Here is a 20,284-nt window from a genome sequence, read left to right on the forward strand (position 1 = left end):
TGACCGGCTGCTAGCTAGCCGTCCATGGCAGCCGCCCCGCTTGCTTATTATCGCCTTACATAAAGTATATCGTCATGCAGAGGACATACTTAAGTAATTGACTGCAAATATTTTACTTTTTTTTGCACCGTTTGTCAAGCGATTTCCGCCCCTCGCTCAGTACCTGCGGTTCAGATGCGAGCCAAGCGGACTCGCCCCCGCGAGGTCATAGCTGTGTACGGCGGCGTTCTGCCGGCGCGAGCGGTTCAGCCACGCGCGCGCCTTGTATTGGATCTGCATCTCAAGCGGTGTCAGCTCCGCCTCCAGTGCCGACCACTCCGCGCCGCCCCGATAGGGATCGGCGGGGAGCGCCCGCAGGAGAGTTACGATCCGTTCGCGCTGATCGACGAGATCAATGAAGGTGTCGATCTCATCCGCATCCACGAATTTCATCATCTCGTGCGTGAGCATACGGTACTTCTCCCAGAGGGCGCGTGCCGCTGCATAGCTCTCATCCGGCATAGACGCCGCTCCCTTCCATGCCCTGCGCCCCTTTTTCCTCGCGTGCCTTCTTCATCGCCTGCGCCCACGCATCGCGGAGCTCGGTCATGATGTCAGTCGCCTCCCGGATGATCTCGGGGCTGCTCTTCATGTTGCCCTCGACCAGCCGATCGTACGCATAGTTGTAGAGCGGCATGAGTTGATGTGAGATCTCGTAGTCCATGTTGAGGGTGATGCGGAACTCGGAGATGATGTTCTGCGCCTTTTGAAGCGAGATGTTCGATGCCTCGTAGTTCTTCTCCGCGAGGTATTCGACCCCCTCCTTGATGAACTTGAGGCAGCCGTTGTAGAGCATGAGGGTCAGCGCCTCCGGGGTCGCCGTCATGATCTGCTGCCTCTTATACGCCTCCGCAGCACTGTTTACCATAGGGGATTCCTCCCTGTATCACTGTCCGCTGAAGAAGCTGAACTGCGTCGATAGACGCGCGATCGCTTCCTCCATCGCATTGTATTTCTTGTAGAGTTTGCTCTCGAACGACGACATGATCTTCTTGAAGTCGCTCATCTGCTTCTCATAGTTCTGGATGAGCTTGCCGAGTTCGCTGCGGTCGGTCTTGTCCGAGGCGACGCCGGAGTGCCGCTCCAGTTCCTTGAGCCGTCCGCCGAGCTTGTTGAACAGGCGCGAGGCGATGCCGCTTTTGCCGTAGTCGTCGTTCTCATCGCTGTGAGAGATAAGACGGTTGACGGCATCGGGTTCCGCTGCGATCGCGTTCTTCAGCTTCGTCTCGTCGATCTGCAGATGTCCCGACTGATCCCTGACCGTGATGCCGATGGACGAGAGCGTGCTGTAGCGTCCCGGCACGGACTCCACGCGGTTGATTGCCACATCGCGCAGGTCGCCGACGATGGAGCGCAGGAAGGAGTCGCGGTAGAGCAGCCCCTGCTTTGCCTTCGCGTTCCACTTCTCGACCTGCTCCTTCGTCATGCCGTCTTCCTGCGATTTCGTCAGTGGGCCGTAGTCCTTGTGCCCCTTGTCGCCGTACTGCTTGTTGAGATCGTCGAGGAGCGCGTTGTACTCCTCGACGAACTTCTTGACGTTCTCGACGAGTTTGTCCTGATCCTGCGCGACGTTGATCTGAGCCGTGCCCGTCGTCGCCTTCTTAAATGTATAGGCGACACCGTTCACCTTCAGCTTGTTCTCCTGCAGGTTGCTGTAGGTACGGCCGTCGATCTTGACCGTGGCGTTCGTCCCCGCCGCCGTGAGCGAGGAGGTTGTGCCGGAGGTCGTCATGGTCGCAGCGGGACCGATGCTGCCGCCCGCGACCCGTCCGAGCTTCAGATTGTTCAGCAGATCCGCCGTGCGTGCCGCCGACGGATCCGTGGTCTTGACGGACAGATCGATCTTGTTCGAGTCGCCCGTCTTGCTGTTGACGAGGGAGAATCCGTCCGAGACGGAGTCATAGTTCGCACGGATGTCGAGCGATGTTTTCTTGCCGTCCGATCCGGTAAAGCGCGCGTTGTTGATGCGGTTCGCCAGATCGTTGAGCGTGAGGTTCTTCGTAAAGACCTCCTCCGCCGTAAAGGAAACCTCGGCGCTGCCCGTGCCGTTCGAGATCTTGAACTTGAGCGCCGTATCCCCGGGGGACATACCTGGGGGCATCGTGCCGCCGAACGCCACGTCCTTGAGCATGACGCTCGTCTGTGCGCCTGTATTATTGCGTGCGATCTTCTGTCCCGCCGCCGTCATCAGATAGGCGTTCGATGCCGCCTGCGTGACCTCGACGTTGTGGGTCATCACGCCCGCCGTCGCATCCGCCGCCGCCGTGACCGCGTCGGCATTCGTGCTCGTTGTCGTCATCGGATTCGTCGTCGAGCTCAGACGGTAGTCCGACATCCGGCTCTTGAACGTGTTGACCTTGTCATAGACGTTCGCATATGCTTCTTTGCGCCACTCCGTCTCGACTTCCTTCTTATAAATGCGATCGTATTTTTTCTGCTGCGAGATCATTCCGACCTTGACCAGCGACTCGACGTCGAGCCCCGAGCCGGAAAGCCCGTAGATTCCTTTTGCTCCTGACATAGTTCCTCCTCAATTCCCTTACGCCGTCTTGTCCAGGAAAGCACCGATCCAATCGTGTACCTTGATCATGTGCTCCACCATCGACTCGGGCGGAATCTCGCGCAGCACCTCGCCTGTTTTCTTGTCGAGCATCCGCACGGACATCACGTTGACCTCTTTGTGGTACTGGAACTGGAGATCCACGTTGATGCTGCGCATGATTTCGTTGAGCTGATCCGTGATGAATGCGGTCTGCTCCTCGGAGAGCGGCTCGTGCTGCAAGTGTTCGCTCTCGGCGTTCTCATCCGCCGTCTGCGGGCCGGCTGCCGCAGGGACGTTCCCGTTCTTCGCAGCACCGATCTCCTGCTGTGCCGTCTCCGGCGTGCGCTGCTCGGGCGCATCCGCGCCCTTTCTCCCGCCGACGGCGACCGCCGCCGACATGACATCCTGAACATTTTTTACGGTCATAAGGCACCCCTCCGTGTGTCCTCGGATGCACGCGTGTGCATCCTCTCCGTTCTTCCTTGACGGTTTCCAATGTTGGGGAAACACTGATACATTTACCCGTGCCGTTGCGGCATATCTTTCTATCAGCGATTCCTTTATTTTCCGGGCAATGCGCTGAGGTCGAAATGCGCGGGGGCTGCCGCCGCCCGCCGGTTCTCCTCCTGGATCGCCCGATAGATCTCACCGCGGTAGATCTTGACGCTGCGCGGCGCATCAATGGCAATGCGCACGTTGTCGCCCTGCACCTCCACGATGTTGACGACAATGTTGTCGCCGATCATGATCTGCTGTCTTGGTTTGCGTGTCAGTACGAGCATTACCTGTCCTCCTTCGCATGGGGGAACAGGCGGTGCTTCGTCGTATACGGGCTGCGGTCGAGCACGATCTGCTTGGCACGGCGCGTCGCCGCATTGACGACGATCGGCGCCATGAGATTCGCCGTGAGATCCCGGATCTCCGTGCCTGCAAGCGTGAGGATCGCGTAGATCACCACCTCCTCGGGGGAGGTGAGCCCCAGTTCCTTTTCCACGTCGTCGTCGATGGTGACTTCATAGTCCGGGAAGAACACGAGCGGCATCGCCATGAGAAAGGCAAGGTCGGGCGTTTTGACCGACTGCAGAAAGACGTACGGACTGTCCTCCTCGTACGGAATGAGGATGAACTCACGCTCCTCCTCAAAGGCGGGAATCCCCGCGGCAAAGTGGATGATGGACTCCTCCGCCGCCTCGATTTCACCGAAGCGGCTCGTCATAATCTTCTTCATCAATGACTCCTGTTACGCATATATGTCATATTTCCCCTCGCTGACCCAGCTGTGGATGTCGCCCTTCTGCGCGAGATAGGTCTCGACGCTGCCGCGGTTGTAGCGGATGTTCGCCATCCCCTTTGTATCCCAATGCGGCGTGGTCTTGGCGGGAGTCGGCGTGCCGTGCATCTGCCCCGTGTCGACCGTGATGATCGGATCGGGGATCGCCGCCGCGACCAGTGTCCGCTGACGCGTGACGCGGTTCTCCATATCGCGCTTTGCAAACTCAATGCCGACCTGCCGTCCTGCCTTCGGGCCGTCCTCGGCGAGCGCCCACGCCATCTGCGTGTGCTTCGACGTGCCCTTGCCGACCTCGGCATAGCCGCGCTCCATGTTCTCGCGGGCAAAGTCCGTGTTGTTCGTCGCGCCGTAGCTGTGCCGGCTCGGATAGCTGTCGATCGAGATCCGCGCCTGCGTAAAGCCCCGATTTGAACGCGCCTGCTGTGTTTCCTGCGTGTAGCGCGGCTGGATGATGCCCGTATCCACGGTGTTGTGCTGAATCCGCAGCCCGATCGTGGGCAGGGTGTGGCGTGTGTTAAGATAGAGCATTGCCATGCGGAGCATCCTTTCCTATCGGGGGATCAGTGCAGATAGTCCACGAGCGAGAGCGGCAGGATGCGCGAGCCCATCGCGAGCGACATACTCATGATGGTCTGCTGCTGCATCATCTTCATCGCGAGCTCCGCGACATCCGTGCTGGAGACGTCCGTAATATCACGCGTGATGTTCTCCTTGTAGTTCGTGAGCACTTCCTTCATGTCGGTGTAGAGGTGCGAGCGTGCGCCCGTTTCCGTGTGCGCCTGCAGTGTCACCTGGTTCGCGACATCGGCGAGGGTCACGCCGTCGGAGCTCAGCCAGTGGGAATCGCACGCCTTTGTCTTGGCGTGGACGGTGAGCATATTGTTGAGCATCGCCGTCCCCGACGGCTCGTTGCCGGAGTTCTTGTCGTCGAAGAGATCGCGGCCGAACACGTCCGCCCCCGTCTTGTTCACCGTATCCGCCGTGGGTTCGGTCGATCCGTTCTGCTTGACCATCGAGATGTAGCGCATATCGCCGCTGTAGGTGACGAGCTGCTGACGGACGGTGGAGAATTTGAGGTTGACAACGCCTACATTTTGTGACCATGCACTACCCGCCGCCGTCACCTCGCCGGTGTTCTTAAAGTTGTTCTTGATAAAGTTCGGCCCCGTCGCGATGTTGCCGACGCGATCCACTGCCGATACGGTTTTGCGCCCGTTCGTGATCACGTCCTTGTAACCTTCCTGCACGAATTGTTTCGTATAGACATCGCCCGTGAGGGTGTTCAGATAGTAGGTCTTGCCGTCGTCCCCGTCGAGCGAGAGCATCTGGTGCAGGAAGTCGGCGCTCTTGTTGTTGCTCGCATCGTTGAAAAATGCCGCCTGACGGTCGTCGAGGGTCTTTGCCACACCGCGGTACTTCAGATCGTTCGGGTTCGATAGCTTGAACGGTTCGCGCAGATCCGCCTGCCCGCCGAAGATGTAACGGTCGCCGAGCTGGGTGTTGGCGAGCGATACGATCTGCTCGATGCCCGCCTTCATCTCGCGTGCGATCGCGGGCCAGTCGCCGCCCTTTTCGTCCTTGTCGTCGTTCGCCGCTTGGAGGGTCTTTGCCTTGAAGGTCTTTTGGATGTCCTCCATCGCCGTGAGCGAGCTCTCCGTCGAGTTCATCCACGAAACGCCCGCCTTGACGCTGTCCTGATAGCGGTCGTTCTCCCCCTCGGAGACGCTGTAGCGCAGGTAGCGCGAGTAGCCGACGGAGTCGTCGGAGGGACGGTGGAGCTTGCTGCCGTCGCCCTGCTCCATGAGGCGCGTTTTCGCGTAGTCGAGCGCGTTCAGATCGCGCTGGTAACGCTGTACGGAGTAGTTGCTGCTGATGCGTATCATGATGTCACCTCTTACCTTCCGACCATGCCAGTGCCGTTGATCAGCTTGTCGAGCATCTCATCCATCGACGTCAGAACGCGCGAGCACGCGCCGTAGCCCGTCTGGAACTTGAGCATATTCGTCAGTTCCTCGTTCCAGTCCACGCCCGAGGTGGACTGGCGCCACTGGGAGATCTGCGTCATGAGATCGTCCTGCTGTTTCATCGTCTTGTCGATGTTCTCGGCATTCGCGCCGAGCTTGCTCATCATGCCGTTGTAGTACTGGTTGATCGAGATTGTGCTGACGGGGCGCGTCGTGCCGCGCGGGTTCAGCGATCCGCGCGGGTTCTCCGCAGTCGCCTGGTCGATGTTGAACAGCTTGCTCAACTCGACTGCCATCGTGCCGTCGCCCGTGCCGTTGACCCATTCGTCATTGTAGGTGTAGGTCGAGCCGGAGGCGCTCAGGCTCGGAGTGACCCTGTTCCCCGTCGTCTTGTTCACGATCTGCCGCGCGGCGACGAGGTTCTGCCCGCCGGGGGCGGTCAGCTCGTCGCTCACCTTGAGCGCGTTGATGATCTGCATGGAGCGCAGCCGATCCTGCGGGGTCGCCGCAGACGCCGCCGTCGTCACCGTGGTCTGCGCGGGCGGTCCCGGCGTCTTGGTGCGGGTCACGGTCGCGCCGACCGCCTCCATCCAACGCTCGCCCGTATTGTTGTCCACGTGCCATGTGTACTGCATCTGGTCGTAGGCCGTGCCCGTCGGGGAAGTGAACGCATTCTGTCCGAAGAAGTTCATCCACGAAGTCTGTTCCTTGTCGATGCCGACGCCGAGCTTGTGCACGTCGTTGAATGTGGTAAGAAGGGTCGCGGAGATGTCCGCAAGCTGGTCGATATGCCCCTTGTCCTGCACAATCGTATCGGACAGTGCCTTGAGGATGCCGCTCTGCGGGACGTAGCCGATGCCGCCCGCCTCCCGCACGCGGATGGAAAAATCGGAGATGCCGTACTGCATATTGTTCATCGGCTCGCTCAGTTCGAGCGTCAGCGAGTTCTCGCGCTGCACGAGCGACATCCCGTTCGAAACGACGGTGTACTGCCCGTTCGCCTCCTCGTAAACATTGACGTTCGTGATCTCGGAGAGCTTGTCAACGAGGAGGTCGCGCTGGTCGCGCAGATCGTTCGCCTTGCCGCCGTTCGTCTCGGCGAGGGTGATGTTCTTGTTGAGCTGTGCGATTTCCTTCGTGAGGTTGTTGAGTTTGCCGAGCTGGATGCCGATCTCGTTGTACTGCGCCTCGATCTGCCCCTGCAGCTGCTTTGCCGCCGTCTTGATGCGGTCAACGAGGTTGTTGCCCTTCGTGAGAACCGAGGTGCGCGAAGCGGCATCGCTCGCGTAGTCCGAGAGGTTGACCCAGGAGGAGTAGAACTGCTGCATCGCGTCCAAAATACCCGTTTTCTTCGAGTCGTTGAAGATCGTCTCCACCTTGTCGAAGTTCGTCTTGTACGTCTTGTAGAGGTTCTGCGCCGAGTTCTCCGACCAGTATTGCTTGTCCGCATAGATGTTGCGTGCGCGGTTCAGCGCGACGACATCCACGCCGCCGCCGACGTAGACCCCGCCGTAGAGCGACGGGCGCTCCTGGTAGTTCGTCGCCGCCGAGTCCACGCGCTGACGCGAGTAGCCCTCCGTCGAGGCGTTCGTGATGTTGTGACCCGTGGTGTCGAGCGAGAGCTGATTGTTCTGGATGCCCCGCACCATGGTATTGAGTCCGGCAAATGTTGACCGCATAGATCCCTCACTCTTTCCCTATTTGCTTCCTATACATCCGCATCAAACATCGCAACCGCACGGTTCACGCCCGGTGCGGGTCCCGCGACCGGCTGCGGGTTCCCGTAGGTATCGTCGGCGACCGTGCCCGAAACGACGTTGAGCTGATAGCTGACGAACGCCGCACTCTTTTGCAGGAGTTCGCCGCAGATCCGCACGCGCTCCTGCAGCTGTTCCTGCCGCAGGGATACGGTACGCAGGACGCGCTCTGCGGCAAGCCGTTCACGCAGGTTCGGCTCACGCCCGACGAGATCCGCAAGACATTCCGTCTGCGTCTGTGTCAGGAGTTCCGTCTGCCGCCGCGCGAGCGCACGCACCGCCGCCAGACTGTGCTCCGCCTCCGCCGTCGCCTGCGGCAGTCCGCCGCCCGACGCGCTCCCGCAGAGCACCTCCCGAAGTGCGGTAAAGCGAAGCGCCGCCTCCTCTGCGGCACTCAGCTGCGCCTTGAGGAGGACAAGCGCTTCGCGCGTTTCATTCGTCATCGCCGTTCACGCCTTATAGTCGAGATTTTTTCTAAGGTGCCGCACCTGCTCGCCGCCTGTGTTCCCGTAGACGGGATCGACGACCGCGCCGCCGATTTTGCCAAGCTGGCGGTTCACCGCGCGGAGCAGCCCCTCCATGAGGAGGGCGTTTGCCTCGCTCCGCTCCTTCGTCTCCTTGACGATCCGACTGAGGCTCCGGCTCGCGCCAAGAACGCTGCGATGAACCGCCTCGGTCGGGGCGAGGAGGGCAAGCTCCTCCATCGTCGTCTGCACCGTGACCCCGGGGGTCGTCTCGGCGATCCGTGCGAGCAGGGCAAGACGCTGCTGCTCCAACGCCTGTACGGAGGTCGCCAGAAGTTCCTCCTGTGCCGTCAGCGCCTCAAGCCCCACCATATCGAGCGCGACAAGAACGCCGCGCTTCTTGTCCTGAAGCGCACGAATCTTTTCGTACTGCTGTTGAAGCTGCTGCAGCGTCGCCGTGAACGAGTTCCACATGATATGCTCCGATCAGTAGCGCATCGCGAGCATTTTTGCCGCAATGTCCGCAGAGGCCGGCGCATAGCTGCCGTCCTCCGTGTGCGCACGAAGCGCCTCCACGCGTGCCGGACGCACATCGTCCATACCGCGCAGTTTTTGCAGAATATCGCCAAAGCTCTGTGCCTCGCCCGAGAGTTCGAGCGCATCCGGACGCTGCAAAGCACCCGCCGGCTCCGTGCGGTGCGTCCCCACTGCCGGGCTGCCCGCATAGATACGGCTCACCGCCGAGACTGTATGATTGCTGATCCACATAATCTTCACCACCTGTAGTTTGGCTCCAAAAATGGTCGGAGTCCTTTCAAATTCTTTATCGAAAAAAAAAGACACGTACTTAAGAATATTTTCCTAAGTACGCATCCCATGTCAGACGAAAAATTGCCGGGGAAAATCGTCCTGTTTCTTATTTGTCGATCGTAAGATAGCTGCGCCGGCTCGACGATCCGTCGCCCGCGCTGCTCTTTTTCGCAATCGCTGCAGTCAGCTCGTCGCGCATCTCCTTCTGGCACTTGTCGCAGTACTGTCCCTTGTCGATGGGCGATCCGCACTTCTCGCACGGATAGTAGAGCTCGATCCCCGTCGAGACGAAGCGCCCCTCGCGGATCATGCGGCGGATCACAGGCTCCTGTACGCCGGTCGCCTCCACGATCTCCGCGATCGTGCTCTTCGGATGGTCGCGTACAAACTCGACAATCGTGCGCTCCCACTGTTCTTCCTTCTCGCGGCAGTCCATGCAGATACGGGCGTTGTTGATCGAGACGAATACCTTCCCGCAGCTTGAGCAGTTCTTCATCTTTCCTGCCATTGGCAAAACTCTCCTCTCGAATAGCGGATCGGTATTGTGTTCCCCGAACCTAGTTTTTTGCGCTGTAATGTCTGTATTTTACAACAGGACAGCAAAAAATGCAATACGTCAACATAGAAGCATACGTCTGCCCGTTCACGCCTGTGTGCGCCGCGCGAAGATGCTGCCCTCGGGGGTCAGGATGCGGCAGCTGTTCAGCACCACGCCGAGCGTCGCCGTGTTGTGGATCGCCGCCGCCGCGAGCGGGCTGATCGAGCCGAGCGCACCGAGCAGCATCGCCGCCGAGTTGATGAGCAGCGTCACCTTGAAGTTCTGGTGTACGAGATGCATCGTCCGCTGTCCGAGGCGCAGCGCGTCCACGAGGCGCGTCGGATCCTCGGAGTGGATCGTCACCGCCGAGGACTCCGCCGCGATGTCTGTCTGCCGTCCGCCGAGCGAGACCCCCACATCCGCAAACGCGAGTGCGGGCGCATCGTTGATGCCGTCGCCCACCATCATGACCGTGCCGCGCTGGCGCAGCTCATTGACATAGCGCGACTTGTCCTCGGGCAGGATCTCCGCATGATAGGAGTCCACGTCCATCTCGCGTGCCACATCCGCCGCGACCGCCTTCGCATCCCCCGTGAGCATGACGATCTCATCCACGCCGCAGCGGCGCAGACGGTTGAGCGTCTTTTTCATCTTCGGACGGATCGGATCCTCGATGCCGATGATGCCGATGAGCTTCGTGTCGCGTGCCACATAGAGGATGTTCTTGCCCTTGACCGTGCCGATCAGATCCTCCGCGTCGGTGATGCCGTTTTCCCGGAGGAAGCGGCGGCTGCCGACACGCACCGTGCCGCCCGTATAGCCCTCAAAGTCCGGCACCTCGGCGAGCATACCGCGTGCGACGATGGTCTTGGACGAGCGGTGCTGCGGCGCTGTCCACGCCTGCTCCTCCACATATTTCTGAATCGCCACCGCGAGCGGATGGACGGAGTGCTCCTCCGCCGATGCGGCGAGGAGTATGACTTCCTTCTCCTCCACCCCCGCCGCCGTGTGGATGAACGTAATCTCCGGGATGCCGACCGTCAGCGTCCCCGTCTTGTCGAGGACGACCGTATCCGTACGTGCAAGCGCCTCGATGTAGTTGCCGCCCTTGACGAGGATGCCGCGCTTCGCCGCCGCAGCGATGGAGGCGGACATCGCCGTCGCCGTCGAGAGCTTCAGCCCGCAGGAGAAGTCGATAAAGAGCAGGTTCAGCACGCGTCCCCAGTCGCGTGTCGCGCCGTAGACAATCGCCGCCCCGATGAAGGAAACGGGGACGAGATAGTTCGCCATCTGGTCGGCAAAGTTCTGCACGGGGGCGCGGCGCGTCTGCGCCTCCTCGACGAGGTGGACGATGTGCGCGAGCGAGGTATCGCCGCCCACCTTCTCCACCGCAACGACGATCTCGCCCGCCTCGACCACGCTCCCGGCATAGACCGCCGCGCCCTCGTGCTTCATCGCGGGTGCGGACTCGCCCGTGATGGATGCCTGTGTCACCGCCGCATCGCCGCGCAGCACGCGGCCGTCGATCACAATTTTCTCACCCGCGTGTACGGCGACTGTGTCGCCGGGACGGATCTCCTCCACGGGTACTTTGCGCTCGACCTCGCCGTCCGGCGTCTCCTCGACCAGCCAGACATCACGCTGATCGAGCGAGAGCAGTCCCGAGATGTGCGTACGCGCCTTCTCCGCCGCATAGCTCGTCAGCATCTCCGCACCGTTGCTGAGAGCGAGCAGCATAAGGCTCGACTCCGGCTTGCCCGCGAGCACCGAGGCGACGACCGCCGTCGTCGTCAGCGTGTCCGCATTCGGCTGACGATCCCTGATCAGACCGCCGAGCCCCGTCTTGATAAAATTGCGCGAAATCGCAAGGACGAGCAGGGAGCGCAGCACCTTCACCGAGGCAAAGAGCTCGGGCGCACCGCGCCTGAGCAGTTCCATCGCCGCAAAGCTCGCAAGCGAGATCACGGCATCGCGGCGGAACTGTGCAAGTTCCTCCGCAGGGGTCACGGTCTTCTCCGCCGCCTCACGCACGGCGCGCTCCGCCGCCGCAAGCATACGTGCGGCAGGGATCGAGCCCCCGTGCCAGACATCGACACAATCGCCCTGCACGGATGCCGCCGTCACGGCGGGGAAGCGACGCATCCGCGCCGCCAGACGCAACGCATCCGCACGCGGCAGAGCGCTGCGCAGACGGATGCGCGTATGCACGAGCTTTGTCATACCTTCCACCCTCTCATCAGCGTGAGCGCCCACCAGAGCATCTGCGAACCGGACGGCGTATTGTTCGTGAGCACGAGCTGACGAATCCCGCGCAGGACGAACACGCCCGCAACCACCGAACTGAGATCGAGCGCACCGCCCGTATGCCGCTGAATCCATCCGCTGAAATCCTGCACCGAGCGGCGCACGCTCTGCGCCAGCGTCGCAGGAGGGGGCGCGGTATGCCCCTGTGCAAAGATCGCCTCCATGCCCTCCGCAAGCACGAGGATATGCGCCTCGTCCTCCGGCTCGTAGGTCAGGAGAATGCTGCCCGCCGTCGCATTGGCACGCACCTCCGTCACGAACGGCAGACGCACAAGGCTCTCCTCAAGCACCTTAGCGAACGCCTCCGTCAGATACGGCGTACGGTACCGCCTGCGTCCTGCCGAGGCATGGACGCAGACAAACGGCTTTTCCCCGACGCTCTTCATCTGCGGCGGCGCGGATGTCGCGCCCTCCCTGCCGCCCGCAGACGGCAGACGCCCCGCAGAGCCGCCGGCTCGTCCCGTCCCGCCGAACAGCCCCGACGGGAGCACGGACTGCGCCCCGCCCGAATGCCCCGTCATGCCGAGGAGCCCGGTGAGCGGAGACGATCTGCCCCCGCGCCCGCCGCCAAGCAGCCCCGTAAGAGCCGCGCCGCCGAGTGCAAGACCTCCTGCGGCAGAGGCAAAACCGGACGAAGCGCCACCCCCCTGCGCGGAGCGTCCGCCGCCCATGCCCTGCGCAGCCCCCGCATTCATACCGCCCGCACCGCCGACCGACTGCCGCAGCATATTGACCAGCGACGCACCGAGCATCAGCCCCGAAACATAATTCATGATGCCTTCCTCCTCGCATGTGTCCGCATATAGTCCTCCACGCGGCGCAGCTCCGCATTCGCACGCAGCCGCTCCGGATCATAGGTAATGAGAATCGACCCCGTGGCGATGTTCGTATCCACGTGCTCGATCTCCGCGAGCGCACCGAGGTGCGCCTGCACCTGTGCCTCCAGAGCCGCATTGTTCACGAGCTGCCTACTGTAGAGGCGCACGCGCCCCGGCATATAGGACGCAACATCCGTCGTGCGGACGAACACTTCCATCGCCGACTGCGGAATTGCGCTTTTTATCGTATCGAAAATACCCATCGGATTCCTCTTGCCTTTCAGGGAATCGCTGATAAAATGAAGGTCGTCCGATTGGCGTAGATTTTTTCGGTCAAGGAGACAAACCGAACGCACAGCAAAGGCTGTGTGAAGGATTTGTCGACGCAGAGAGGGCGAAAAAGATACGTCAAAACGGCTGTACCGAATTTATCAGTGCTTTCCAAAAAAGGGCTGCGCGCGCAACCGCGCTGCAGCCCCACAGCATTATAAGCGTCTTACTTCTCCGATGCAGACTGCGCCGCAATCAGATCCTCAAGCTCCTCCTTCTGACGCTGAAGCTCCGCCAGCGAGAGATCCGCCTGACCTGCCTCAAGTGCCGCCAGCTGCTGCGTGCGCTCCTGCATGAAACGATAGCCGAAAATACCGGCAACCGCGCCCACCGCAAGACCAATCCAGAAATCTGTCTTTGAGAACATGATAATTCCTCCTCTGTTCTATCGCCCAAATCAGGGCATTTCTCATCGTGGCGCTTTGCCTCATATCGAGTGACCGCCGCCGCGCTGCACACGCGGCGATGACAATTCCTGCGCCGTGAAAACCACAGCCGTGCCGCCGTTCTCCCCGGAATCATCTTGTTGTTCTCAGTATATGTGAGAATAAGCGCAATGTCAATAGTTTCGCGGTAATCAGGAATAACTATTGACATCATACTCATCTAAATATCATTATCACTGTGTATGATAATTTTCATCATTCACCCACCTAAAGAAAGGCACCTCTCATGAAGATCCATCCGCAGCATTCCACCCGCATCCTCGGCATCTGCCTCGCTCTCGCCGCCATGCTCTACGCCGCCACCTGCCTGCCCGCCGGCGAGGACGGCGATCCGCCGACGTACAAGGCCGAGGTGCTGCACGTCACGGAGACGGAGAACGAGATCAAGGCGTTTGCCCCCGGCAGCAAGCAATACGACGTACGCATCCGCCTCAACTCCGGTGCGGACAGCGGCACAGAGGCAGTGATCGTCCATCGCACGCTGAACAACCCCGCATTCGACATCCACCCGCAGGAGGGCGACCGCCTCATCGTGCGCGCGGAGGGTGCGGGCTACGCCATTTCCGACTATGACCGGCTGCCCGCCATCCTTCTTCTGCTGCTCGGCTTTTCCGCGCTCCTCATCCTCTTTGGGGGCAGGACGGGCGCAAAGGCACTCCTCGTCCTCCTCTTTGCCGTCCTCCTCATCGCAAAGGGGCTGATCGCGCTCATCCTCCTCGCGCCCGCACACATCCTCCTCTGGACAATCCTCATCGGCGCCGCCATCACGCTCGCGACCCAGCTCATCGTGAACGGACGCAATGTAAAGTCTGCCGGTGCGATCATCGGCACGGTCGGCGGCATCCTCATCGCAGCACTGCTCGCCCTCCTTGTCATCCACTGCGCCTACCTCACAGGTATCGACGAGGAACAGGCGGGGATGCTCAAGGCACTCTACCTCAAGGACGTGGACTTTCGCGATCTGCTCTTTGCGGGCATCGTCCTCGGCGCACTCGGCGCGGTCATGGATGTCGCCGTCTCCATCGCCTCCGCCCAGTACGAAATGAAACAGCTCGCCCCGCGCACGAACTTTCAGACCCTCGTCGCCTCGGGGCTCAGTGTCGGGCGCGACGTCATGGGCACGATGGCGAACACCCTCGTCCTCGCCTACATCGGCGGCGCACTCCCGCTCCTCCTCCTCATCTCGGCGCAGCCCGACCTCCCTCTGCTGCACGTCATGAACCTCAACATGATCGCCACCGAGATCGCACGCTCCCTCATCGGCAGCATCGGGCTTCTCTGCGCCATCCCCATCACCGCCTACGCCACCGCCTTCCTCATCACCATCCGTCCGCAGCCTCGAAAGAAAAACCGTGCTGCAGAATAAGTCACAAAGACTTCATGCCACAGCCCCTCGTCCATGGACGAAGCTGCGCACATCCGCCACCTGTTCCGCCTACAAGTTCAACAGTCGCGCCGTGAGTTCCACAGCGTCCGCAACATTTCGGCAGCCAAATCGCTCTGCATCGAGGGTGAGCGTATGATTTTCCGCTGTGTAGCCGCGCTTGTCCATCGTAACAAATGCCTGTACGGGGCGCTCCAAGTGCTCCGGGTTTGCGCAGAGCTGCTCGTAGCGCTTCCGATATGTTCGATACAGCCTCTCACCACACAGGGAGGCGGCATGGAGCAGAATCCCGTAAGAGCGCTCAAACGCGGCATCTGTCAGAAAGGTATACCGTGCACAGTAATCAAGCACAGCCTCCGCATCTGCCTTAAAATCCGTCACATTCAGCTCCGCGAGGCGCACCAGCGACATATGAAATCCGACCTTGTCAGCCGTATCGAGATGCGGCACCCGAAGCTCTCGATCACGCATGACATACTCCCCATAGTTCGTGTGCAGGCTGTGCGGCTTGACGCATATCTGCGCCTCTGCGATAAGATTCTCATTTTGGAGGACAGTATTCGCCCCGGTAGAGGCACCCGACATTCCTGCAACCGTAAGCGGGCAAAGGATATGTACAACGTAGTCGTTCAACAGGAGATTGACCGCCCCCATATAGCTGTCCTGTGAGGCACCATCCAAGAGCCTTCCGGTTCTTTCCAAAACGCTCGTCAGATAACTGCGGCGAAAGCCCGCGTTGATATAGAGGAGCGGCAGCGCATAAAAAACCTGCTCGATCTGCTGCACAATCTCCCGTACATTCATCGCCAAAGCGTGCCGCACATAGCGCTCCGGCTGCTGTGCATCGTACAGGTCAATGCCAACGATCCCATGTTCGTACGGGGTGAAGTCCGGCCATGTATAGAACTCCTTCTCCCAGCTAAAGATCTCCTCGTTCGGGTGATCCGTCAGTGCCTGCCGCAGATAGTTCAATGCCCATGGACAAACTCCGTCGTCCGCGCCGATGGAAAGAATGAACGCCCCACGCGCGTGGAGATAGGCAAACTCAAAACTCTTATCGAGAGCGAGCGGGAGCGGTGTTTTGTAATAGCGGATGCGCGGATCGGCGAATTCCTCACAGAGTTCACGTACCGCTGCAAAGTCCGCGTCGGAGTTGTCGCTCAGGACGATCTCGTAACTCCCCTCATAGTCGATGGCAAGGCATGTCGTGAGCGTGTGACGCAGCGTTTCCGCTGCATTGCGTACGGGAATGACAATGGAAAAGTCACAGGTGGGCGGCGCAGACAGCAGGTCCTGCACAGATTCCCCATAGAGATAGCTCACGTAGGAGAGATAGCTGCCTGTCCACGCAAATGCCCACGCATAGGAAAACTGCGACGGCATACATGGAGAGAGACGCTGAATCGCACCGCCAAGCGATGTCCGTTCATGCAGCTGCGACATACGTGCATTCGAGGCAAAGAGAATCAGCGGCGCTTCCTGCTCGATGCTGCGTGTGAGCAGCCGTACAACCGCAGGTACTGCATCCACAGCATCCCCCGTCAACATACGGCATTTCCCAACAACGATGTGGATTTCCCCGCCGACCGCCTCAGCCTCCTGCACACACCGTTGTGCATAGGTATCCGTATCGTTCGCCGTATGTATTTCATCACTCTCCCGCAAGAGGATGACCTTATGCCCGAGCAGACGCAGTGCCATCGCGAGCACGGGCATATTGTCATCATCCGCCCCTGCAGTCAGCAAAAAGCTGTAGGATTCTCCGTCCGTCAGCATCCGCACCAAAAATCCGTGATTCCCACTATATCCGGGATGCTCGCATGGCTGTCCCGCATCCCAAAGCACGTAGCGTTCCACCTCCGTCCCATGCCCGGACAGGCAGCACCACGCCGTCATCAGCACGAGGGAAATAACGGTGTTGCGCGTCACATAATACTGCACGGCGAGCTCATACAGGCCGTTCAGATCCATTGTCCCCGCACGCAGTTCCGCCTTCATCTCGGCCAGAGCAGTCAATTCACACTGCGGGAATGCTCCCGTCGCATAAAAAGCTGTCAAGAAGTCCAGCTGACGCCGCTCGGGAGTTCCCTCGGAATAGGTCTGCGCTTTCAGTGCCAGGAGATCGTCGAGCCCCTCCTGTGGGCAGAACTCCTGCACGGCGTAGTCAATCACCCTGCGGCAGTCCTCCGGAGCTGCGCCCTTTGCCAGCATAAGAGCCACCTCCGCCGCAATGTAGGACAGCCGTTTCGGATAGACCGAGCGCAGTTTTGCAAGTCCGTCCTCCGCACGACGCAGATCCTCCGCCGTGCCGCCGGCAATCCGTGCACGTATCTCTTGAAGTGAGGAACGATAGTCCGCTTCCGTCATAATTTCTCCGCCTTACTTCCCTGATTGCTGTAAGTTTCCGTCGCCCTGTTCCGAACAAAAGATCCCGAGAAAGAACATATGAATGGAAAGACGGGCAAGCTGATCCGACACTGCCTTTTCATCCCCGCGCAGAAGTGGCTTCATCCGCTCTGCAATGGCGGCATCTTCCCGAAATGATATTGTGTGTATTTTATATCGGTTCATACGCGGATGCTCATGGATCGCCTGCAAAAGCTGCAGATCGGAAATACTGACATAGGGCTTCACCTCTCCCGCTCCGCTGTACACATCCCGCATCCCCGTGCGCATGACAACATCCAGATCATAAGCGCAGGATGGATTGCGGACGGGGAGGAGCAAAACGCCGTTCGGTGCAAGGAGCTCATAGAGCCGTTCCAGATCGGCGACCACGTTTCCGAGCGGCAGTTCATCCAGATAACACCCCGCCGAGATCACATCGTACCGCCCCTGTGCAGGAATATCCCCGATATGCTGCACGGCAACGGTTTCATCGAACAGATAGTCCGTATCCCTAAGGTAGCGTTCATCAAAGACTGCCGCAGTCATATGCGGCGTATGCCCGCTGCGCCGATAGGTATTAAAGAGGCAGCAGGCGAGGTCTCCAAAGCGAGGCTCCAATACAAGCACGCGTTCATTCGCAGAAATTGCGTGCCACCGTTCGACGATCTCCGTGCCGCAAAATCCTCCGCGCGAATTCCACGCATCCACACCCCATTTCTCATAGTAGACCCGCCGCATTTCAACAAGAGCGTTCCCCGCTTCGTTTTTACGCCCTTCTCCGAGTGTCACCCCGCCGAAATGATGCATAAAGGTATCCTTCAGGAGCACCTGCCGCCAGCCACTGCGCCGCAGCGTGGTGGACAGATCGTCGTCCACGAACTCCGCACGCGTAAAGACGGGATCGGCAGCCGCCATGTTCTGCAGTTCCGTCCGAACGATAGCGAGAAAGGGCATGAGCTGACTGCGCTCCTCCCAAAATGCGGGATTCAGATGATTGTACTCCGCCGCAAACGCCTGCATCGCCGCCATCCCCTCAAACGCATTGGGATAGGGAACGGGAATCCCCTGATAGTTCGATATACTGTCCTCATTACAGGTAGGAACCGCTATGGCAATACGGTCATCGGACTCCATACACGCGAGCAGATGATCGAGCCAATGCGGCGTTGCAACCACGTCATTGGAAAAGCCGACGTAATATTTCCCTTCCAACAGGTGAATATAGGAAAACGTTCCGAGGATATTATGCCTCAGATTTATGATCTTGGTATACGGCAGGCTCTCAAAATATTCCCGCGTACCATCCTCCGAGCCGTTGTTGATAAGAATCAGCTCGATGTTCCCCTTGGAGAAATCCGTATATTGCAGGATGCTTTCTGCCGCGCGTTTTGTATAGTCCAGCTTATTGTAGGCGAGCAACTGAATGGACACGTCATATTTGTACTCCTTCGGCGCAGCCTGATGCAGTGCACGGGTGCGCTCCATCACATCCTGTCGATAGGAACGCCGCCCCTCCGGTGTCGCAAGCACCTCTGTATCAAGCATCCAAAGACGCTGCATCTCCATAACAAAGGGACGAATCTCCGAAGAAACAATCCGACGGCAGAGTGCAGGATGCGCGAGGAGATCGTCAACGGATGCCTGCACATTTTTAGCATACAGATAAATCTGCCGCCGTCCCCCCTGCGTGTTGATGAACTCTCGTTCGATAAGCACGGCAATTTCTCTGAGATTCCCAAGAACCTCCGCCACCATCGGATCTCCCGCGCCGCGCTCTGCCGCCGCCACGAGATAGTCTGCCGCCTCAACCGAAAGATCGAGAACGTCCCGCATCTGTTCCTGTGTCATCGCTTCTCCCCTCGTCCGTCAGCAGTTTACTGTGCATGCACAGCATCCCTCACCATCTGCGCCATATAGTCAATCTTCGCATCCGTCAGCCCGGGATAGACCCCGAGCCAGAACGTATCGTTCATAATACGATCCGTCTGTGTCAGTGCGCCCGCAATGCGGTAGCCCTCCCCCGATGCACGCATCGCATCAAAGCAGGGATGTTTCGTCAGATTCCCCGCAAAGAGCATCCGCGTCTGGATGCCGTGCTCCTCGATAAAGCGGACAATCTCTGCGCGGCGGACACCTTCGCGGCAGGTCAGCAGGAAGCCGAACCAGCTCGGCGCTGCGTGCTCCGTCGCCTCGGGCAGGACAAAGAACTCCTCCATATCCGCAAGTGCCGCCCGCAGCCGCGCAAAGTTGTGCCGCCGCCGCTCCACAAAGGACGGCAGCTTCTTGAGCTGCGCCACGCCGATTGCCGCCTGCAGATCCGTCGCCTTCAGATTGTAGCCGAAATGCGAATAGACGTATTTGTGATCGTAGCCGCGCGGCAGTTCCCCATCCTGTCGATCAAAGCGATGCCCGCAGAGATTGTCCTGTCCCGACGCACAGATGCAGTCCCGCCCCCAGTCGCGCAGGGAGCGCACGATGCGGTGCAGCAACGCATCATTCGTATAGACCGCGCCGCCCTCGCCCATCGTCATATGATGCGGCGGATAGAAGCTCGACGTGCCGATGTCGCCGACCGTACCCGTATAGCGCATCTTGCCATTCATCGTGTACTGCGAGCCGAGTGCGTCGCAGTTGTCCTCGACAAGCCAGAGATGATGACGGTCACAGAACGCCTTGACCGCCGCAAGATCGAACGGATTGCCGAGCGTATGTGCGAGCATCACCGCCTTTGTCCGCTCTGAACGTGCTCCCTCAAGGAGACGCACATCCACATTGTACGTCGGCAGCGTCACATCCACGAACACGGGTACCGCACCGTACTGGATGATTGGCGCGACCGTCGTCGGAAACCCCGCCGCAACGGTAATGACCTCATCGCCGCGCCGCACAGTCCGCTCCCCGAGGAGTGGGGATGTGAGCGCCATAAAGGCGAGAAGATTCGCCGACGAACCCGAGTTGACGAGGGAGCAGTGCTTTATCCCAAGATACGCCGCAAGTCCGCGCTCGAACTCCTCCGTATAATGCCCCGCCGTCAGCCAGAACTCAAGCGCACTCTCCACAAGGTTCTCCATCTCCTCGTGATCGTAGACGCGTGCCGCATACGGCAGACGATCCCCCGGCGCAAAGCCCTCTGTCGGTGCATGATATTTTTCGCAATATTCCCGCACCAAGGCAAGAATCGCTCCGCGCATCTCCTGCTCGCTCATTTT

The 20,284-nt window shown here is 59.8% G+C and carries 21 protein-coding genes; 1 reads left to right on the forward strand and 20 read right to left on the reverse strand.

Annotation, left to right across the window (positions count from 1 at the left end):
• Positions 1–156 precede the first annotated feature (156 nt).
• The 17 genes from QU667_RS09930 to QU667_RS10010 form a co-directional block, all read right to left on the reverse strand.
• Positions 157–501 carry a flagellar protein FliT gene (locus QU667_RS09930; protein ID WP_304987017.1) on the reverse strand — a complete coding sequence of 115 codons (345 nt, stop codon included), beginning with the start codon at positions 499–501 and terminating at the stop codon, positions 157–159.
• Positions 491–907: a flagellar export chaperone FliS gene (gene fliS, locus QU667_RS09935; RefSeq protein WP_304987018.1), complete on the reverse strand. Its 417-nt coding sequence runs from the start codon at positions 905–907 to the stop codon at positions 491–493. The genes QU667_RS09930 and fliS overlap by 11 nt, the downstream gene beginning before the upstream one ends.
• Positions 908–925: 18 nt before the next feature.
• Positions 926–2,560, reverse strand: a complete 1,635-nt coding sequence (fliD, locus tag QU667_RS09940) for a flagellar filament capping protein FliD (protein ID WP_304987019.1) — start codon at positions 2,558–2,560, stop codon at positions 926–928.
• Positions 2,561–2,578: 18 nt separating this feature from the next.
• Positions 2,579–3,007 (reverse strand): flagellar protein FlaG, encoded by a 429-nt coding sequence (locus QU667_RS09945; RefSeq protein ID WP_304987020.1) that lies wholly within the window; start codon positions 3,005–3,007, stop codon positions 2,579–2,581.
• A 134-nt stretch (positions 3,008–3,141) separates the two neighbouring features.
• Complete coding sequence (gene csrA, locus QU667_RS09950) at positions 3,142–3,363, reverse strand: carbon storage regulator CsrA (RefSeq protein ID WP_304987021.1); 222 nt, start codon at positions 3,361–3,363, stop codon at positions 3,142–3,144.
• Positions 3,363–3,809 carry a flagellar assembly protein FliW gene (gene fliW / locus QU667_RS09955; RefSeq protein WP_304987022.1) on the reverse strand — a complete coding sequence of 149 codons (447 nt, stop codon included), beginning with the start codon at positions 3,807–3,809 and terminating at the stop codon, positions 3,363–3,365. Before fliW ends, csrA begins: the two co-directional genes overlap by 1 nt.
• A gap of 12 nt (positions 3,810–3,821) precedes the next feature.
• Complete coding sequence (locus tag QU667_RS09960; protein WP_304987023.1) at positions 3,822–4,406, reverse strand: DUF6470 family protein; 585 nt, start codon at positions 4,404–4,406, stop codon at positions 3,822–3,824.
• A gap of 26 nt (positions 4,407–4,432) precedes the next feature.
• Positions 4,433–5,755, reverse strand: a complete 1,323-nt coding sequence (locus QU667_RS09965; RefSeq protein ID WP_304987024.1) for a flagellin N-terminal helical domain-containing protein — start codon at positions 5,753–5,755, stop codon at positions 4,433–4,435.
• An 11-nt stretch (positions 5,756–5,766) separates the two neighbouring features.
• Complete coding sequence (flgK, locus tag QU667_RS09970) at positions 5,767–7,515, reverse strand: flagellar hook-associated protein FlgK (protein WP_304987025.1); 1,749 nt, start codon at positions 7,513–7,515, stop codon at positions 5,767–5,769.
• Between the two features lie 29 nt (positions 7,516–7,544).
• Positions 7,545–8,036, reverse strand: a complete 492-nt coding sequence (locus tag QU667_RS09975) for a hypothetical protein (protein WP_304987026.1) — start codon at positions 8,034–8,036, stop codon at positions 7,545–7,547.
• A gap of 6 nt (positions 8,037–8,042) precedes the next feature.
• Complete coding sequence (locus QU667_RS09980) at positions 8,043–8,531, reverse strand: flagellar protein FlgN (RefSeq protein WP_304987027.1); 489 nt, start codon at positions 8,529–8,531, stop codon at positions 8,043–8,045.
• Between the two features lie 12 nt (positions 8,532–8,543).
• Entirely contained in the window at positions 8,544–8,825 is a 282-nt protein-coding gene (locus QU667_RS09985; protein ID WP_304988449.1) for a flagellar biosynthesis anti-sigma factor FlgM, read from the reverse strand.
• A gap of 148 nt (positions 8,826–8,973) precedes the next feature.
• A complete protein-coding gene (locus tag QU667_RS09990; protein ID WP_304987028.1) occupies positions 8,974–9,375 on the reverse strand; it encodes a flagellar protein in 402 nt (133 codons plus the stop codon).
• 135 nt (positions 9,376–9,510) lie between these two features.
• A complete protein-coding gene (locus tag QU667_RS09995; RefSeq protein ID WP_304987029.1) occupies positions 9,511–11,625 on the reverse strand; it encodes a heavy metal translocating P-type ATPase in 2,115 nt (704 codons plus the stop codon).
• Positions 11,622–12,482 carry an HMA2 domain-containing protein gene (locus QU667_RS10000; RefSeq protein WP_425541889.1) on the reverse strand — a complete coding sequence of 287 codons (861 nt, stop codon included), beginning with the start codon at positions 12,480–12,482 and terminating at the stop codon, positions 11,622–11,624. The genes QU667_RS09995 and QU667_RS10000 overlap by 4 nt, the downstream gene beginning before the upstream one ends.
• The gene (locus tag QU667_RS10005) at positions 12,479–12,790 is read right to left on the reverse strand and encodes an HMA2 domain-containing protein (RefSeq protein WP_304987030.1); all 312 of its coding nucleotides are present in this window, start codon (positions 12,788–12,790) and stop codon (positions 12,479–12,481) included. The genes QU667_RS10000 and QU667_RS10005 overlap by 4 nt, the downstream gene beginning before the upstream one ends.
• A 233-nt stretch (positions 12,791–13,023) precedes the next feature.
• Positions 13,024–13,224 (reverse strand): hypothetical protein, encoded by a 201-nt coding sequence (locus QU667_RS10010; RefSeq protein WP_006693097.1) that lies wholly within the window; start codon positions 13,222–13,224, stop codon positions 13,024–13,026.
• Positions 13,225–13,529: 305 nt separating this feature from the next.
• On the opposite strand from QU667_RS10010, the gene QU667_RS10015 reads away from it, so the two are divergent.
• Positions 13,530–14,669, forward strand: a complete 1,140-nt coding sequence (locus tag QU667_RS10015) for a YibE/F family protein (protein ID WP_304987031.1) — start codon at positions 13,530–13,532, stop codon at positions 14,667–14,669.
• Between the two features lie 69 nt (positions 14,670–14,738).
• Here the strand turns inward: QU667_RS10015 and QU667_RS10020 are convergent, their stop codons facing one another.
• The 3 genes from QU667_RS10020 to rfbH are packed head-to-tail and all read right to left on the reverse strand — an operon-like array spanning position 14,739 to position 20,281.
• Positions 14,739–17,054 carry a glycosyltransferase family 2 protein gene (locus QU667_RS10020; RefSeq protein WP_304987032.1) on the reverse strand — a complete coding sequence of 772 codons (2,316 nt, stop codon included), beginning with the start codon at positions 17,052–17,054 and terminating at the stop codon, positions 14,739–14,741.
• A 12-nt stretch (positions 17,055–17,066) separates the two neighbouring features.
• Complete coding sequence (locus QU667_RS10025; protein WP_304987033.1) at positions 17,067–18,923, reverse strand: glycosyltransferase family 2 protein; 1,857 nt, start codon at positions 18,921–18,923, stop codon at positions 17,067–17,069.
• 26 nt (positions 18,924–18,949) lie between these two features.
• Positions 18,950–20,281, reverse strand: coding sequence for a lipopolysaccharide biosynthesis protein RfbH (rfbH, locus tag QU667_RS10030; RefSeq protein ID WP_304987034.1), 1,332 nt, complete (start codon positions 20,279–20,281; stop codon positions 18,950–18,952).
• Positions 20,282–20,284 lie beyond the last annotated feature (3 nt).

This window comes from Selenomonas dianae, assembly GCF_030644225.1.
GTDB lineage: Bacteria > Bacillota > Negativicutes > Selenomonadales > Selenomonadaceae > Centipeda > Centipeda dianae.

Excerpts from the sequence above, each read along its gene's own strand:
- QU667_RS10020 (WP_304987032.1), bottom strand. The coding sequence starts at position 17,054 with ATGACGGAAGCGGACTATCGTTCCTCACTTCAAGAGATACGTGCACGG.
- QU667_RS09980 (WP_304987027.1), bottom strand. The coding sequence starts at position 8,531 with ATGTGGAACTCGTTCACGGCGACGCTGCAGCAGCTTCAACAGCAGTAC.
- QU667_RS10000 (WP_425541889.1), bottom strand. The coding sequence starts at position 12,482 with ATGAATTATGTTTCGGGGCTGATGCTCGGTGCGTCGCTGGTCAATATG.
- QU667_RS09930 (WP_304987017.1), bottom strand. The coding sequence starts at position 501 with ATGCCGGATGAGAGCTATGCAGCGGCACGCGCCCTCTGGGAGAAGTAC.
- fliS (WP_304987018.1), bottom strand. The coding sequence starts at position 907 with ATGGTAAACAGTGCTGCGGAGGCGTATAAGAGGCAGCAGATCATGACG.
- QU667_RS10005 (WP_304987030.1), bottom strand. The coding sequence starts at position 12,790 with ATGGGTATTTTCGATACGATAAAAAGCGCAATTCCGCAGTCGGCGATG.
- QU667_RS10010 (WP_006693097.1), bottom strand. The coding sequence starts at position 13,224 with ATGTTCTCAAAGACAGATTTCTGGATTGGTCTTGCGGTGGGCGCGGTT.
- QU667_RS09990 (WP_304987028.1), bottom strand. The coding sequence starts at position 9,375 with ATGGCAGGAAAGATGAAGAACTGCTCAAGCTGCGGGAAGGTATTCGTC.
- fliW (WP_304987022.1), bottom strand. The coding sequence starts at position 3,809 with ATGAAGAAGATTATGACGAGCCGCTTCGGTGAAATCGAGGCGGCGGAG.
- QU667_RS09960 (WP_304987023.1), bottom strand. The coding sequence starts at position 4,406 with ATGGCAATGCTCTATCTTAACACACGCCACACCCTGCCCACGATCGGG.
- QU667_RS10025 (WP_304987033.1), bottom strand. The coding sequence starts at position 18,923 with ATGACACAGGAACAGATGCGGGACGTTCTCGATCTTTCGGTTGAGGCG.
- csrA (WP_304987021.1), bottom strand. The coding sequence starts at position 3,363 with ATGCTCGTACTGACACGCAAACCAAGACAGCAGATCATGATCGGCGAC.
- QU667_RS09995 (WP_304987029.1), bottom strand. The coding sequence starts at position 11,625 with ATGACAAAGCTCGTGCATACGCGCATCCGTCTGCGCAGCGCTCTGCCG.
- flgK (WP_304987025.1), bottom strand. The coding sequence starts at position 7,515 with ATGCGGTCAACATTTGCCGGACTCAATACCATGGTGCGGGGCATCCAG.
- fliD (WP_304987019.1), bottom strand. The coding sequence starts at position 2,560 with ATGTCAGGAGCAAAAGGAATCTACGGGCTTTCCGGCTCGGGGCTCGAC.
- QU667_RS09965 (WP_304987024.1), bottom strand. The coding sequence starts at position 5,755 with ATGATACGCATCAGCAGCAACTACTCCGTACAGCGTTACCAGCGCGAT.
- QU667_RS09945 (WP_304987020.1), bottom strand. The coding sequence starts at position 3,007 with ATGACCGTAAAAAATGTTCAGGATGTCATGTCGGCGGCGGTCGCCGTC.
- QU667_RS09975 (WP_304987026.1), bottom strand. The coding sequence starts at position 8,036 with ATGACGAATGAAACGCGCGAAGCGCTTGTCCTCCTCAAGGCGCAGCTG.
- rfbH (WP_304987034.1), bottom strand. The coding sequence starts at position 20,281 with ATGAGCGAGCAGGAGATGCGCGGAGCGATTCTTGCCTTGGTGCGGGAA.
- QU667_RS10015 (WP_304987031.1), top strand. The coding sequence starts at position 13,530 with ATGAAGATCCATCCGCAGCATTCCACCCGCATCCTCGGCATCTGCCTC.
- QU667_RS09985 (WP_304988449.1), bottom strand. The coding sequence starts at position 8,825 with ATGTGGATCAGCAATCATACAGTCTCGGCGGTGAGCCGTATCTATGCG.